Origin of the sequence: Tropicimonas sediminicola (genome assembly GCF_900188335.1) — a bacterium.
GTDB lineage: Bacteria > Pseudomonadota > Alphaproteobacteria > Rhodobacterales > Rhodobacteraceae > Tropicimonas > Tropicimonas sediminicola.
In genome coordinates this window covers 313,715-327,370 of the sequence record NZ_FZOY01000002.1, presented here as the reverse complement: position 1 = coordinate 327,370, position 13,656 = coordinate 313,715, and the positions used below count along the sequence as shown (strand labels likewise).

Here is a 13,656-nt window from a genome sequence, read left to right as displayed (position 1 = left end):
CCGGCTCCTCGATCAGTGCGTCAGGCGCAACTGGTTGATCTGAAGCGCGATCGCCGCGAAAGCCACCGAGATGTCGAGGCTCTCGACGTCGTAGAAGTAGGTCTCCGCCGAGGCGCAGTCCGACAGGGTGGCGTCGCCCTGGCCGTAGGTGTCCATGCCGATCGTGAAGATCGTCACGCCGGCGTCCTTGGCGGCCTGGCAGATCTCGGAGGTCCGGGTGTTCTTGAGCGTCGAGCCGTAGGATTCGACGATTTCGTCGTAGTAGGTGCTGGTGCTGCCGCCGATCGCGTCCTGCTTGATGTTCTTGGCGAAGTTGTTGACGGTCATGTCGGCCCAGACTTCCGGCCAGGTCATGTACTTGGGGTTGGAGCCGTCCGGGTAGGTGTACCACTGGTCGCGATCCTCGTGCCAATAGTCGTAGGTGCCGGACCGTTCGGGATAGTGGTAGGTGTAGTCCTTGGAACTCGAGTCGTACATCAGCGGCGAGTTTCCGGAGCGGTAGCCGTCCTTGATGTCGTACTGGTTGGTGTTCTCGCCGTCCGACATCACCACCATCACCTTCATGGTGTTGTCCCGCTCGTAGGAGAACGGCTGGCCGCGCAGTTCCTCGTCGGCAATTCCCTTGTCGGCGAGCGCGGTAAGGGCGTCCTGCATGCTCGGGTCGAGCAGGGCGGCACCCCATTTCACGCCAAGCTCGATCGAGGTCCAGCCATTGGCCTCCATGGCCTTGATGCGGCCCTTGAGATATTCGGCGTCGGTCGACCACGGCGTGATGGTGCGGCTGCTCCAGTTGGAGCAGACGAGGTCATTCGAGCTCGCTGTCCAGCTGGTGCCGGAGGGGTCGAAATGCGCGGTCTGGCGGTAGGTCTTGGTCTGCGACATCGTGGTCGAGTCGAAGTCGGCTTCCTCGAAGGTGACGCAGTAGGAGCTGCTGTGATCGCCGGTGTGCTTGATCGTGTCCATCAGATCCTTGCCGGCGGTGACCTGGGTCGCAAAGGGGACGATGGAGATCGCGGTGGTGCCGTCGGTGTCGTCGGCATCGCGCGCAACGGCGTCGATGAAGTCCTCGGCTGCCGGCTTCAGGAGGTTGAGCCGGTAGTCGCTGTTGGAGCCCATGGAGCCGGAATTGTCGAGCACCATGACGATCTCGATGTCGGCGAGCGACTCGTCCGCCGTGCCGCTGCCGGGAACCGTCAGGGTCCTGATGCCGACCATGTCCATGAACATCGTGTCGATCTCGGCGCTTGCATTGGCAGTCACGGAGCGGTGGTTGATGCCTTGGGTGACGACGACGCTGTCGAGGTGATCGGCAAGGCCCGCCTTGTCGAAGTAATCCTCGACGACCTCTTTCGGAACCAGTGCCTGATCGAGGTCGGCCGCGGCGAGCACGGCGCGATCGAGCGTGCTCTGCAGGAGGGTGCGGTTGTATTCGAACCGGATCGTGTCGAGCGCCATGCCGATCGCCAGCATCATGCAGAGCATGATGTAGAGGCTGAAGATGATCAGGGAGCCATCCTCGTCGCGCCGAAATCTCGTCACCCGCAGATGCAAGAGACCCGCCATGCTGGCATGCAGGGGGCGGGCGGCAGGTTGGTTCGACTTGTGCGGCGTCGCGGCACGACGTTTTCGCCTGAAACTTTCATTCGGCATTGGCTCACCTGACGGGTTGGATCATGGAGACGGCCCATCCTGAAAGCCGCGCACTTCATAAGGCAGCGCAGTCAGGCATAAATACGGCCCGCGCAGGGCGTGCGCGGGCCGATTCATGGCGGAAATGTGGCGACCAGATGTTGACCCAAGGGCAACTTGCCGTTTGCGTCAACGTCAGCCCTGCACCTCCGGCGCCTAGTCCGTCAGGCGGAGCTGGGTGATGGTCCGGGCGATGGACGCGAAGGCGCTGGAGATGTCCGTGGATTCCACGTCGTAGAAATGCGACGCGCTCGAGGCGCAATCGGCCAGCGTGGCGTCGCCCTGCCCGTAGGTGTCCATTCCGATGGTGAAGACGATCACGCCCTTGGCCTTGGCGGCGCTGCAGATATCCGACGTGCGGGTGTTCTTCTTGCCGGAGGCGATGGAGTTCACGATGTCGTTGTAATAGCTGTTGGCGGTGCCGCCGAGCGCCTCGGACACGATGTCCTGCGTGTATTTCTTGACGCCCATGTTCTCCCAGACCTCGGGCCAGGTCCAGCGCACGGCATCGTTGGCGCTGTTCGGCGTCGACCTCCAGCGGTCCTCGCTGACGCGGTAGTACTTGTCGCTGCCGACGCGGGTCTCATCGTAATAGGTATACCGCGTGCGGCCCGACTCCTCGTAGACGAAGACCGTGGACAGGCCCTCACGATAGGGCGCCTTGATGTCGTACTGGTTGGTGTTCTCGCCGTCGGACATGACGACCAGGAACTTCTGGGTGGCCCGCCGCGTGTAGTCGAAGGGCTGGCCGCGGAATTCCTCGTCCACCAGCTTCTTGTCGGCCATCGCCGAGAGCACGCTGCGCGAGGACGGGTCGAGCAGGGTCATGCCCCATTTCGTCGCGACCTCGATCGAGGTCCAGCCCTGGCCGACCATCGAATCGATCTGCGATTTCAATGCGGTGGCATTGTTGGACCAGGGCAGGATCTCGCGGCTGCCGAGGGTCGAGCAGACCCGGCCGGAATCGTAGGGCGGGGTGCGTGTGCTGCTGGGATCGAAATGTGCGGTCCGGGCCAGCGTCTGGGTCGTCGGAACGGAGGTGGTCTTGAAATCCGCATCCTCGAAGGTCACGCAATGCGAATAGGCATGTTCGGAGGTGACACCGGAGTAATGAGACAGAAGCTCTGCTCCGGCGGTCACCTGGGTGGCGAAGGGCACCAGAGAGATCGAGATCCGCTTCGTGTCGCTGTCGGCCTCGAAGATCGTGTCCACGAACTCCTTCGCCGCCGGCTTCAGCAGGTTCAGGCGGTAGTTGCTGTTCTGTCCCATCGATCCCGAGTTGTCGAGGATCAGGGAGATCTCCAGGTCCGTGACGGATTCCTCAGCCGTGCCTCTCGACGGCGCGGCGAGGCTGGTGATGCCCACCATGTCCATGAACATCGTCGGGATCATCATGTTGCTCTGGGTCGAGACGATCTTTTCGTTGGTGACGTTGGTCACGGTGATCGTGATCGCGTCCTCGTCGATGCCGGCGCGCTTGAAGTGATCCTTGACCACGGCTTCCGGGGACAGGGTCTGTTCCAGGTCGGCGGCGGCCAGCACGGCGGTGTCGGTCGTGTTCTGGATCTTGATGCGCGCGAGTTCGGTGCGAACGATGTCGATGCCCATGCCGATGGCGAGCAGCATGCAGATGAGAATGTAGAGCGTGAAAACGATCAGCGCGCCGTCTTCCCGGCGCCCGAAGGCTCCTGCGCGGCGCATGGCGGCGAGAACGCCATCTTTGCGGCAAGCCGCCGACCGGGACGAATGCAACATGACTGACACCCTGTAACTCAACTCGATTTGGGCGCCCCCACCCAATGACTACTTTTTGCCACAAAGTCGCCACGCAAGTCACTTGTTTCGCGGCGGATTCCCGGGGAATTGCCGGAATTCACCGGAATTCAAAGGTTTTCGCGCGACCGAGAGGCACCGGCTTGTTTCTGCTCGGGAAATGATTGCGGGCATTCCCTGGAACTGTCCTGAAAGGGCGCGTCGGGCTCCGGCCGGCAAGGTTGGCGTCGGCGTGATTCGCACTGGCGGAAAACGGCTTCAGAACACGCTCGGGAACCCGTGAATGCGGATTGTCGGGCGCTTGCGCCTCGGTGGGAAGCGGCCGGGGAGGCGGGCTCCCGCCCGTCGTCGGCGCATCGCAGATGCGTCTCCTCCCGTTGGGCGTGGCGCGCGCTGACGCGCGCGCCGGTCGATCTTCGCTCGCCGCTCGGAGCGGGACGGGTCACTTCTGTTTCAGGTAATGTCCGGAGACGTATCCCTGGAGGCTGCGGGCTTCCCTCAGCGACACCTTGCACCAGGGGGTTCCGCCGATCCGGTCGCATCCGTGGTTGCGAAGGACGGTGCCGTTCGGCAGGCCCACGATGATGCGATAGCCGGTGCCGGGGCCGCTGCGCAGCTTCAGCATTTCCTCGCCGTCCAGGCCGGATACCTCGACCGTGGTCGCGGCCATGGCCGGCGCCGCGCCAAGACCGGTCGCGCATACCGCCAGCGCCAGCGCGGCGCCGCGCATTGCAATTGTCATCTGCTCACTCCTGCTCGTTCTTGATTTGCGTCGATCCTAGCACGCGGTGACGGGCAAGGGGAGGCGGAGGATCGGCGAAGATGTCGCCCGTGGCCCGCCTGATGTCGCGCCGCAGCATTGCAATGCGGCGGCACCGTTGCTTTGCTGGAGGCAGGCCAGCGGGGAGCGGCATGCGCTACAACGCCTTTCAGATCCTGAAGCAGGGGCTTGCGGGCAACCGCGGCTGGCGGCCGGCCTGGCGCAAGCCCGATCCGAAGCCCGAGTATGACGTGTTGATCATCGGTGGCGGCGGACACGGGCTGGCGACGGCCTATTACCTGGCGGCAGAGCACGGCCTGCGGAACGTCGCGGTGCTGGAGAAGGGCTATCTCGGCTCCGGCAATGTCGGGCGCAACACGACGATCGTGCGGGCGAACTACGGGCTGCCGGGGAATTCGCAGTTCTACTCGCATTCGCTCCGCCTCTGGGAGGGGCTGGAGCAGGAGCTGAACTACAACGTGATGCATTCCCAGCGGGGCATCATCAACCTGTTCCATTCCGACGGCCAGCGCGACGCGGCCGCCCGGCGGGGCAATGCCATGCTCAACCAGGGGGACGACGCGATCCTGCTCGACCGCGCGGAATGCCGGGCGATGCTGCCTTACCTGGACCACGACCAGACGCGGTTCCCGATCTACGGCGGGCTCTACCACCCGCGCGGCGGGACGGCGCGGCACGATGCCGTGGCCTGGGGCTACGCCCGCGGGGCCGACCGGCAGGGCGTCGACCTGATCGAGACCTGCGAGGTGACGGGCATCGACATCGCGGGCGGCAAGGTCACCGGGGTTCAGACGACGCGCGGTGCGATCCGGGCGCGAAAGGTGGCGATCGTGGTGGCCGGGCGCTCCAGCCAGGTCGCCGCGATGGCCGGGCTGCGCCTACCGATCGAGAGCCACGTGCTGCAGGCCTTCGTGACGGAGGGGCTGAAGCCGGTGATCGACCACGTGGTGACCTATGGCATGGGGCATTTCTATATCAGCCAGTCCGACAAGGGCGGCCTCGTCTTTGGCGGCGACCTGGATTTCTACCCGTCCTATGCGGCTCGGGGCAATCTGCCGATGGCCGAGCACGTGATGGAGGCCGGGATGACCCTGATGCCGATGCTGGGCCGCGCGCGCGTGCTGCGCTCCTGGGGCGGGATCATGGACATGTCGCCCGACGGCTCGCCGATCATCGACCACGCGCCGGTGGACGGGCTCTTTGTGAACTGCGGCTGGTGCTATGGCGGGTTCAAGGCGGTGCCGGGCTCCGGGCATTGCTTCGCCCACCTGATCGCCACCGGGCAACCGCACCCGGCGGCGGCTCGGTACCGGCTCGACAGGTTCGAGACGGGGCGGGGATTGATGGACGAGGAGGGCACCGGTGCGCAGCACAATCTGCATTGAGGCCATCCGGGCCGCGCTCCCCAGCGTTCCCCGGGGAGGGGGCGTGATGCCGGAGGGACCATGCTGATCCCCTGTCCCCTCTGCGGCCCGCGCGACCTGCGCGAGTTCTCGCCGCGCGGCGCGGCGGTGACGCTCGAACGTCCCGACGCCGAGGCGCTGCCGGAGGAATGGCACGCCTATCTCCACCTGCGCGACAACCCCGCCGGGGCGACCCGGGAACTCTGGTGGCACGGCGCGGGCTGCGGGGCGTGGCTGATCGTGGAGCGCAACACGGTGACCCACGAGGTGATCGGCGTGTCGCTGGTGACGGGGGAGCCCGAGCAATGAGGGTGGATGGGCGCGGCCGCATCGACCGGCGGGTCTCGCTGCCCTTCACCTTCGACGGGAGGCTGCTGACCGGCCATCCGGGCGATACGCTCGCCTCGGCGCTGATGGCCAATGGCATTCACCTGGTCGGCCGGTCGTTCAAGTACCACCGGCCCCGCGGCGTGATGACCGCCGGCTCCGAGGAGCCGAATGCGCTGGTCGAGATCGGGGCCGCCGGGGCCGCGCTGCCGAACGTTCGCGCGACGGTGCAGGAGCTCTACGAGGGGTTGGAGGCGCGGAGCCAGAACCGCTGGCCGAGCCTCGGGGCGGACCTGCTGGCGGTGAACGACCTGCTGTCGCCGTTTCTCGGGGCCGGGTTCTACTACAAGACCTTCATGTGGCCGCGTGGCTTCTGGGAGCGGGTCTACGAGCCGCTGATCCGTCGTGCCGCGGGCCTCGGGCGGCTGCCGGAGGCCGCCGACACCGAGCGGCACGAAAAGGCCTTTGCCCATTGCGATCTGTTGGTGATCGGCGCGGGGCCCGCGGGGCTGATGGCGGCGCTCGCGGCGGGCGAGGCGGGGGCAGATGTGCTCCTCGCCGACGAGAGTTTCGAGCCGGGAGGGCGTCTGCTCTCCGAGGTCGAGGAGATCGGTGGCGGGTCTGCCGCCGGCTGGGCGGACGAGATGGCGGCACGGCTCCGTGCCATGCCCAACGTGCGGGTGATGACCCGGACCGCCGTCACCGGCGCCTATGACGGCGGCGTCTATGGCGCGCTCGAGCGGGTGGGGGAGCACCTGGCCGCGCCCGCGCAAGACCTGCCGCGTGACTGCTTCTGGCGCATCACTGCGCGGACGGCGGTGATGGCCACGGGCGCCATCGAACGCCCCATCGCCTTTGCCGACAATGACCGGCCCGGGGTGATGATGGCCTCGGGCGTGCGCAGCTATCTCAACCGTCACGGCGTCAGCCCTGGCGCCACGGTGGCCGTCTTCGCGGCGAATGACGATGCGCACCGTACCGCGCGCGACCTTGCCGCGGCGGGCGTGCAGGTGGCCGCGCTGATCGACCCTCGGGAAGGCGCGGCCTGCGACGGCGATTTCCCGGTGCTTGCGGGGGCGGAGGTCGTGGGCACGCGCGGCCGCAAGGGGCTGCGGCAGGTGCTGGTGCGGCAGGGCGGCACGACGCGGGCCATCGCCGCCGAGGCGCTGGCCATGTCGGGCGGCTGGAATCCCTCGGTCCACCTGAGCTGCCACATGGGCGCGCGGCCGGTCTGGAGCGCGGCGCACCACGCCTTCCTGCCCGCACCACCGGATGCGCCGGGCGCGGTGCCGGGGCTGATCCCCGCGGGGGCGGCCAATGGCGTGTTCGACACGGCGGGGTGCCTGCGGGACGGGCTGCGGGCGGCGGGTGTCGCCCTCGAACGCCTCGGCCTGCCGGTCGCTGAACTGGATGTGCCGCCGGCGGAGCAGGACGCGGGCCGCAGCAGCCCGATCTGGGTGGTGCCCGGCAAGGGGCGCGCCTGGCTCGATTTCCAGAACGACGTGACGACCAAGGACGTGGCGCTGGCGGCACGCGAGGGCTTCGACAGCGTCGAGTACATGAAGCGCTACACCACGCAGGGCATGGCGCCGGACCAGGGCAAGAACAGCAACATCAACGCGCTCGCCGTTCTGGCCGATGCGACCGGCCGGAGCATCCCGGAGACCGGCACCACCACCTACCGCCCGCCCTTCCTGCCGGTGCCGATCGGCGCGATGGGGGCGGGGGCGCAGGGGCATGGGTTTGCGCCGGAGCGGCTGACCACCAGCCACGCGGCGAGCCTCCTTCGCGGCGCGCCGATGGTGGAGGCGGGGCTCTGGTATCGGCCGGGCTATTTCCCCGCGCCGGGCGAGACGAGCTGGCGGCAGTCCTGCGACCGCGAGGTGCGGATGGTGCGTGAGGCGGTGGGCATCTGCGATGTCTCGACGCTCGGCAAGATCGAGCTGCAGGGGCCGGACGTGGGCGGGTTCCTCGATCTCGTCTATGCCAACCGCGTCTCGACGCTGAAGCCGGGGCGCGTGCGCTACGGGATCATGCTGCGCGAGGATGGCCACGTGATGGACGACGGCACCACCGCGCGGCTCGACGGCGACAGGTGGGTGATGACCACCACGACCGCCGCCGCGGGGCAGGTGATGCAGCATCTCGAACTCGTGCAGCAGGCCTTCCTGCCGCGGGCGCGGCTGCGCTTTACCTCCGCCACCGACGCCTGGGCGCAATTCGCGATTGCCGGCCCGCGGGCGCGGGAGGTGCTGCAGGCGGTGGTGGACGAGGACGTCGGCGGCGCGGCCTTTCCCTTCATGTCCTGCGGCGCGGTCCATGTGGCGGGCACCCCGGCGCGGCTGTTCCGGATCTCCTTTTCCGGCGAACTCGGCTACGAGATCGCGGTGCCCGCCCGTTATGGCGCGAGCCTCTTCCGGCTGTTGCTGGCGGTGGCCGAGGGGCTTGGCGGTGGCCCTTACGGCATGGAGGCGCTCAACGTGCTGCGGATCGAGAAGGGTTTCCCGACCCATGCCGAGATGCACGGCCGAACCACCGCCTTCGATCTCGGGCTGCAGGGAATGCTGTCGCCCAAGAAAGCGGATTTCATCGGCCGGGCAGGGGCGGCGCGGCCGGGGCTGCTCGGCCCGCGCCGGGAACAGCTCGTCGGCCTCGTTCCACTGGAGCCCGACTGGCGGTTGCCGGCGGGTGCGCATCTCTTCCGCAAGGGCGCCTCGGCCACGCCGGAGACCGACCAGGGCTACATCACCTCCTCGGCCTTCTCGCCGACGCTCGGCACACACCTGGCGCTCGGCTTCCTCGCAGGCGGGCGGGAACGGCATGGCGAGGTCGTGCGGATGGTGGACCGGTTGCAGGAGACCCAGGCGCTCTGCGAGGTGCGCGACCCGGTCTTCTTCGACCCCGAAGGAGGGCGGATGCGTGATCAGGCTGGCAGTTGAAACCCCGCTCGGCGGGCTCTGCGTCTCCCACGGCGACCTGACGCTGGCCGAACTGCCGGCCATCAGGCTGACCTGGCTCGCGCCCTGGCCGGGCGAAGCGCGGGCGATGAGCCACGCGCTGCAGGCGGCGCATGGGGTGCATTTCCCGGAGCCGGGAGAAACCCTGGAGAACGGAAGCACCCGGATCCTCTGGGCCGGTCGTGCGCAGGCGCTGCTCGCCGGGCCGGCGCCAGCGACCGAGCTGGCGCATCACGGGGCCGTGGTAGACCAGACCGAGGGCTGGGCCGGACTCCGGCTCGAGGGGGCAGGGGCCGCGCAGGTGCTGGCCCGGCTCTGCCCGCTGGACCTGCGCGGCAAGGCCTTCCCGCCCGGGCGCACCGCGCGCAGCCTGCTGGGGCACATGAATGCGCAGATCACGGCCGTCGACGGGGGCTTAGAGCTGATGGTGATGCGCTCGATGGCGGGGACCGCCGCCGCCGAGATCGAGGAAGCGATGCGCAGCGTGGCGGCGCGCGGCTGAGCCGGATTTTTCATGTGGACAATCCGAGCGATCGCGCCGGGGCCACTGGACTTGCCCGCGGCCGCGACCGATATTGGGCGAATGTCCCTGCCACCCGGATTCCTCGACGAGCTTCGCACCCGCACCTCGCTTATGCAGGTGGTCGGTCGCAAGGTGACGTGGGACATGCGAAAGTCCAACCAGGGCAAGGGCGACTGGTGGGCGCCGTGTCCGTTCCACCAGGAAAAGACCGCCTCGTTCCACGTCGACGACCGCAAGGGGTTCTACCATTGCTTCGGCTGCCATGCCTCCGGCGATGCGCTGGCCTTCGTCCGCGAGACGGAGAACGTGGGCTTCATGGAAGCGGTCGAGATCCTGGCCCAGGAAGCCGGCATGCAGATGCCCGCGCGCGATCCCAAGGCGCAGCAGAAGGCCGACCGGCGGAGCCAGCTCACCGAGGTGATGGAAGAGGCGGTGAAGTACTTCCGGCTCCAGCTTCAGACCGGCGCCGGGGCCGCCGCGCGCGCCTACCTGGGTGAAAAGCGGGGGCTCTCGCCCGAGGCGCTGGAACGCTGGCAGATCGGTTTCGCGCCGCCGGGCTGGCAGAACCTCTGGGATCACCTCACCGCCAAGGGCATCGCACCCGACCTGATCCTTGGCTGTGGCCTTGCCAAGCCGTCCGACAAGGGGCGCAATCCCTTCGACTTCTTCCGCAACCGGGTGATGTTTCCGATCCGCGATGCGCGCGGCCGGGCGATCGCCTTCGGCGCGCGGGCGATGGATCCGAACGACAACGCGAAATACCTGAACTCCCCGGACACCGACCTCTTTGACAAGGGGCGCAGCCTCTACAACCACGGCCCGGCCCGCGAGGCCGCCGGCAAGGGGCAACCGCTTCTGGTGGCAGAGGGCTACATGGACGTGATCGCGCTCTCCGAGGCCGGGTTCGGCGCCACGGTCGCGGGGCTGGGGACGGCGATCACCGAGGACCAGCTCCGGCTGATGTGGCGCATCCACCCCGAGCCGGTCGTGGCGCTGGACGGCGACACCGCGGGTCTGCGGGCGGCTAAGCGGCTGATCGACGTGGCGCTGCCGCTGCTCGAGGCCGGCAAGTCGCTGCGCTTCTGCCTGATGCCCGAGGGGCAGGACCCCGACGAGCTGCTCAAGGAGAAGGGTCCGCAGGCGATGCGGGCGCTGCTCGAGGAGGCGCAGCCCATGGTCTCGCTGCTCTGGCAGAGAGAGATCGAAGGCAAGGTGCTCGACAGCCCGGAGCGGCGCGCGGCACTCGACAAGTCGCTGCGGGAGACGATCAAGAAGATCGCCGACCCGGCGATTCGCGCCCATTACGCCGAGGAGATTCGCGACCGGCGCAGCACGCTCTTCGGCTTCAACCGGGCGCAGGGCAGCCATGGCGCGGGGCAGGGGCGCAAGGGTGAGTGGCGGGCGCCGTGGCGCGGCCGCGGCCCGCAGCCCGAAGCGGCCATTCCGGTGGCTGGCACCCGGGCTTCGCTGCTGGCCGCGGCGGATGCCGACCAGGCGCTGCTCCTGCGCGAGGCGGTGATCCTGGCCACGCTGATCCGCACGCCGGCGATGCTGGAGGAATTCACCCACGCGCTGGAGGAAATGGAATTCGCCGGCCCCGACCACGCCGGGATTGCCGGGCTGCTCTTGCTCTGTGGCCCGGAGGACACGCAGGAGAGCATCGAGGCCCGGATCTGTGAAAGGATCGGGGCGGATGCCCTTGAAAGGCTGCACTCGGCGCGCCATGTCACGCTGGCCCCGTCCGTTCGCAAACCCGGCGACGTGGAACTGGCCCGCCTGTGCCTGACCGAGGAATTCGCCAAGCTTGCCGCCATGCGCGGCGCCCTGCGCGAGATCGAAGAGGCGATGGCCGGTTTCGCGGATGCGCCCGAAGCCTGGATCGACCACCGCCTGACCCTTTCGGCTCGGGCGCGGGAGATGGCTTCGCGCAACCAGGAAGGCGACCGGGCGGATTTCGATATTGCCGAGAATGGTGCCCGCATAGACCGGGACGAACGCTCGGATCTTGAGGCGCTGCTGAACGCCATCGGGTTCGCCGGACCCGGTGAGAGAGGTCGGCAGCGTGAGTGACAACCAGGACCCGGACCTTGGAATTCCGGGCCGCTGTGCATATGCCGGGTGGCGCATCGCGAATCGTGCGCTATTGATTCGTTTACATCGACAACGAATCAGCCTCCCGCGAGATCAGGAGATCTGAATGGCCGCCAAGGACACCGAAGACCGCAAGACCGACGATTCCGACCAGGACGTGACCCTCGACATGAGCCAGGCGGCGGTCAAGAAGATGATCGCCGAAGCCCGGGAGAAGGGCTACATCACCTACGACCAGCTCAACCAGGTGCTGCCGCCCGACCAGGTGTCCTCCGAGCAGATCGAAGACGTCATGTCGATGCTCTCCGAGATGGGCATCAACGTCATCGAGGCCGAGGAAGCCGAGGACGAGGAAGGCGGGGACGATACCCGCAAGAGCGGCTCCACCGAGGTCGTCGAGACTTCGACCTCCCGCGAGGTGGCCGTCGCCACCACCGAGACCGAGAAGCTCGACCGCACCGACGACCCGGTGCGGATGTACCTGCGCGAGATGGGCTCGGTCGAGCTGCTGTCCCGCGAGGGCGAGATCGCCATCGCCAAGCGCATCGAGGCCGGCCGCAACACAATGATCGCGGGCCTCTGCGAAAGCCCGCTGACCTTCCAGGCCATCACGATCTGGCGCGACGAACTCCTCGCCGAGGAAATCCTGCTGCGCGACGTGATCGACCTCGAGACGACCTTCGGGCGCGGCCTCGACGAGGAAGAGGGCGACGAGCCGGTGGTGGAGAACCTCGACGTCGAGGCCTCCTCGTCCGAAACCAAGAAGGACGAGCCCGAGTACGACGCCGACGGCAATCCGATCCGCCGCGAGGAAGAGGACGACGAGGACGAGCAGGCCAACATGTCGCTCGCCGCGATGGAAGCCGCGCTCAAGCCGCGCGTGCTCGACATCCTCGACCGCATCGCCCGCGACTTCTCCGACCTGGAGGAGATGCAGGACGCCCGGATGTCGGCGACGCTGAACGAGGACGGCTCCTTCTCGGCGTCCGAGGAGGCCCGCTACCAGAAGCTGCGCTCCGAGATCGTCGAGCTGGTGAACGAGCTTCACCTGCACAACAACCGGATCGAGGCGCTGATCGACCAGCTCTACGGCATCAACCGCAAGATCATGTCGATCGACAGCTCGATGGTGAAGCTGGCCGACCAGGCCCGCATCAACCGCCGCGAGTTCATCGAGGCCTACAAGGGCTACGAGCTCGACCCCTCCTGGATGGAGCGGATGTCGGCGCAGCCGGGCCGTGGCTGGGCGGCGCTGTTCGAGCGCTCCGCCGACAAGGTTGCCGAGCTGCGCACCGAGATGGCCCAGGTCGGTACCTACGTGGGCGTCGACATCCCGGAATTCCGCCGCATCGTCCAGCAGGTGCAGAAGGGCGAGAAGGAAGCCCGGCAGGCCAAGAAGGAAATGGTCGAGGCCAACCTGCGGCTGGTGATCTCCATTGCCAAGAAGTACACGAACCGAGGCCTGCAATTCCTTGATCTCATTCAGGAAGGCAACATCGGCCTGATGAAGGCCGTGGACAAGTTCGAGTACCGCCGCGGCTACAAGTTCTCGACCTACGCGACCTGGTGGATCCGCCAGGCGATCACCCGGTCCATCGCCGACCAGGCCCGCACGATCCGGATCCCGGTCCACATGATCGAGACGATCAACAAGCTGGTCCGCACCGGTCGCCAGATGCTGCACGAAATCGGCCGCGAGCCGACGCCGGAAGAACTGGCGGAAAAGCTGCAGATGCCGCTGGAGAAGGTCCGCAAGGTGATGAAGATCGCCAAGGAGCCGATCTCCCTCGAGACGCCGATCGGCGACGAGGAAGACAGCCAGCTCGGCGATTTCATCGAGGACAAGAACGCCGTCCTGCCGCTCGACTCCGCCATTCAGGAAAACCTGAAGGAGACGACGACGCGGGTTCTGGCCTCGCTCACCCCGCGCGAGGAGCGGGTTCTGCGGATGCGCTTCGGCATCGGCATGAACACCGACCACACGCTGGAGGAGGTCGGCCAGCAGTTCTCGGTGACCCGCGAACGGATCCGCCAGATCGAGGCGAAGGCGCTGCGCAAGCTCAAGCACCCGAGCCGCTCGCGCAAGCTGCGCAGTTTCCTGGACCAGTAACG

At 67.4% G+C, this 13,656-nt stretch carries 9 protein-coding genes; 6 read left to right on the top strand and 3 right to left on the bottom strand.

The window, feature by feature from the left end; genetic code table 11:
* Window positions 1-12: 12 nt before the first annotated feature.
* The 3 genes from CHB86_RS05815 to CHB86_RS05805 form a co-directional block, all read right to left on the bottom strand.
* Window positions 13-1,563, bottom strand: a complete 1,551-nt coding sequence (locus CHB86_RS05815; RefSeq protein WP_176442786.1) for a TadE/TadG family type IV pilus assembly protein — start codon at window positions 1,561-1,563, stop codon at window positions 13-15.
* Between the two features lie 282 nt (window positions 1,564-1,845).
* Entirely contained in the window at window positions 1,846-3,390 is a 1,545-nt protein-coding gene (locus CHB86_RS05810; protein ID WP_176442785.1) for a TadE/TadG family type IV pilus assembly protein, read from the bottom strand.
* A 514-nt stretch (window positions 3,391-3,904) separates the two neighbouring features.
* A complete protein-coding gene (locus tag CHB86_RS05805; RefSeq protein ID WP_245837769.1) occupies window positions 3,905-4,204 on the bottom strand; it encodes an SH3 domain-containing protein in 300 nt (99 codons plus the stop codon).
* A 170-nt stretch (window positions 4,205-4,374) separates the two neighbouring features.
* On the opposite strand from CHB86_RS05805, the gene CHB86_RS05800 reads away from it, so the two are divergent.
* From CHB86_RS05800 to rpoD, 6 genes are all read left to right on the top strand, one after another.
* Window positions 4,375-5,628, top strand: coding sequence for a sarcosine oxidase subunit beta family protein (locus CHB86_RS05800; protein ID WP_089232063.1), 1,254 nt, complete (start codon window positions 4,375-4,377; stop codon window positions 5,626-5,628).
* 60 nt (window positions 5,629-5,688) lie between these two features.
* Window positions 5,689-5,955, top strand: a complete 267-nt coding sequence (locus CHB86_RS05795) for a sarcosine oxidase subunit delta (RefSeq protein ID WP_089232062.1) — start codon at window positions 5,689-5,691, stop codon at window positions 5,953-5,955.
* Window positions 5,952-8,912: a sarcosine oxidase subunit alpha family protein gene (locus CHB86_RS05790; RefSeq protein ID WP_089232061.1), complete on the top strand. Its 2,961-nt coding sequence runs from the start codon at window positions 5,952-5,954 to the stop codon at window positions 8,910-8,912. Before CHB86_RS05795 ends, CHB86_RS05790 begins: the two co-directional genes overlap by 4 nt.
* Complete coding sequence (locus CHB86_RS05785) at window positions 8,893-9,432, top strand: sarcosine oxidase subunit gamma (protein WP_245837767.1); 540 nt, start codon at window positions 8,893-8,895, stop codon at window positions 9,430-9,432. The genes CHB86_RS05790 and CHB86_RS05785 overlap by 20 nt, the downstream gene beginning before the upstream one ends.
* Before the next feature lie 81 nt (window positions 9,433-9,513).
* On the top strand, window positions 9,514-11,523 hold the full coding sequence (dnaG, locus tag CHB86_RS05780; protein WP_089232059.1) for a DNA primase: 2,010 nt from the start codon (window positions 9,514-9,516) through the stop codon (window positions 11,521-11,523).
* Window positions 11,524-11,650: 127 nt separating this feature from the next.
* Window positions 11,651-13,654 carry an RNA polymerase sigma factor RpoD gene (gene rpoD, locus CHB86_RS05775; protein ID WP_089232058.1) on the top strand — a complete coding sequence of 668 codons (2,004 nt, stop codon included), beginning with the start codon at window positions 11,651-11,653 and terminating at the stop codon, window positions 13,652-13,654.
* Window positions 13,655-13,656 lie beyond the last annotated feature (2 nt).

What these genes read in the sequence shown, in the direction of transcription:
- CHB86_RS05790 (WP_089232061.1), top strand. Translation starts at nt 5,952, where the DNA reads ATGAGGGTGGATGGGCGCGGCCGCATCGACCGGCGGGTCTCGCTGCCC.
- CHB86_RS05800 (WP_089232063.1), top strand. Translation starts at nt 4,375, where the DNA reads ATGCGCTACAACGCCTTTCAGATCCTGAAGCAGGGGCTTGCGGGCAAC.
- dnaG (WP_089232059.1), top strand. Translation starts at nt 9,514, where the DNA reads ATGTCCCTGCCACCCGGATTCCTCGACGAGCTTCGCACCCGCACCTCG.
- CHB86_RS05795 (WP_089232062.1), top strand. Translation starts at nt 5,689, where the DNA reads ATGCTGATCCCCTGTCCCCTCTGCGGCCCGCGCGACCTGCGCGAGTTC.
- rpoD (WP_089232058.1), top strand. Translation starts at nt 11,651, where the DNA reads ATGGCCGCCAAGGACACCGAAGACCGCAAGACCGACGATTCCGACCAG.
- CHB86_RS05810 (WP_176442785.1), bottom strand. Translation starts at nt 3,390, where the DNA reads ATGCGCCGCGCAGGAGCCTTCGGGCGCCGGGAAGACGGCGCGCTGATC.
- CHB86_RS05805 (WP_245837769.1), bottom strand. Translation starts at nt 4,204, where the DNA reads ATGACAATTGCAATGCGCGGCGCCGCGCTGGCGCTGGCGGTATGCGCG.
- CHB86_RS05815 (WP_176442786.1), bottom strand. Translation starts at nt 1,563, where the DNA reads ATGGCGGGTCTCTTGCATCTGCGGGTGACGAGATTTCGGCGCGACGAG.